The 1,222-nt window shown below is 43.7% G+C and carries 2 protein-coding genes; one reads left to right on the top strand and one right to left on the bottom strand.

Annotation, left to right across the window (positions count from 1 at the left end; genetic code table 11):
* Position 1: 1 nt before the first annotated feature.
* Positions 2–910, top strand: coding sequence for a LysR substrate-binding domain-containing protein (locus AC4E7D_RS11960; protein WP_490174024.1), 909 nt, complete (start codon positions 2–4; stop codon positions 908–910).
* A gap of 31 nt (positions 911–941) precedes the next feature.
* Here the strand turns inward: AC4E7D_RS11960 and AC4E7D_RS11955 are convergent, their stop codons facing one another.
* Complete coding sequence (locus AC4E7D_RS11955; RefSeq protein ID WP_490174023.1) at positions 942–1,139, bottom strand: hypothetical protein; 198 nt, start codon at positions 1,137–1,139, stop codon at positions 942–944.
* Positions 1,140–1,222 lie beyond the last annotated feature (83 nt).

The raw sequence follows: 1,222 nt of genomic DNA, 5'->3' as shown, positions 1-1,222 counted from the left end.
ACTGGCCGTAGCGGAATATCAGAACTTCACCCTGGCGGCCGAGAAATGTTTTGTGACCCAACCTACGCTCAGCATGCAGGTGCAGAAGCTTGAAGAGGAACTGGACATCCTGATTTTTGACCGGGGCAAGAAACCCATATCCATTACGGAAGCCGGACAGAAGATTGTTGAACAGGCAAAAAATATAGTCAACGAAGCTGAACGTATCCGGGATATCGTGGATCAGGAAAAGGGGTTCATCGGCGGAGAATACACCCTGGGGATCATCCCTACCATTATGCCCACCCTACTGCCCATGTTCCTGAAAACCTTTATCAATAAATACCCAAAGGTTAACCTCATTGTAAAAGAACAAAGTACAGAAAGTATTATCCGCAACCTGCAGGATGGGCATTTGGACGGTGCCATCGCTGCCACACCCCTTGAAATTGAATTCATCCGGGAACGGCCACTCTATTATGAACCTTTTGTAGGGTATGTCCCCCAGCCCCACCGCCTGAGCAGCAAGGAAAACCTGAGCCCGGAAGACCTCGACATCAATGATATCCTGCTTCTACAGGATGGGCATTGTTTCAGGGAAGGGGTAATTAACCTGTGTAAAGCCAGCAAAGAATACAAAGAAGAACATTTTCAGCTCCATAGTGGCAGTTTTGAAACGCTGGTTAACCTCTCCAATGAAGGCCTTGGGATGACCTTACTGCCCTACCTGAATACCCTCGAGTTGGACAATAAGAAAAAGAGCAACCTTAAACATTTTGAGAACCCACCACCAGCGCGTGAGGTAAGTCTTATCTATCACAAGAACGAACTTAAAATTCAGATCACCGATGCTTTAAAAGAGGTGATCACCGGGGTAGTGAGAGGGGCGATCACCTTTCAGGACGTAAAGATCATCAGCCCTGTCAGGTAATAAAAAAGCCACTTTTTCAAGTGGCTTGGTCTTATGCTTTCAGGTAAATTAATGTCGGTTGCAATTCCGGCTTGTCATTTATAAAACGGTGCAACCAATACTTCAATTCTTCAATTTCATGGGGGAGTAGCCTTTTAATGGCTTTTTTAAGTTCCTTGCTAAATAATTTAACATCAAAACTTACTTTTTGAAGTACTGTTTTGTAGTACTCCAACATTGCTCTGGCCATAAGATTCAAATGTTTTAGTTAGATTGTACTCAAAGTTAAGCAAAAAAAGGTATGAATTGTGTAGGAGAATTCGTTAAAAATGG

The sequence above is a fragment of the Lentiprolixibacter sp. genome (assembly GCF_982873095.1).
Note: the sequence above shows the minus strand (reverse complement) of the source record. Positions and strands in the feature narration are given on the sequence as shown.

Excerpts from the sequence above, each read along its gene's own strand:
- AC4E7D_RS11955 (WP_490174023.1), bottom strand. The coding sequence starts at position 1,139 with ATGGCCAGAGCAATGTTGGAGTACTACAAAACAGTACTTCAAAAAGTA.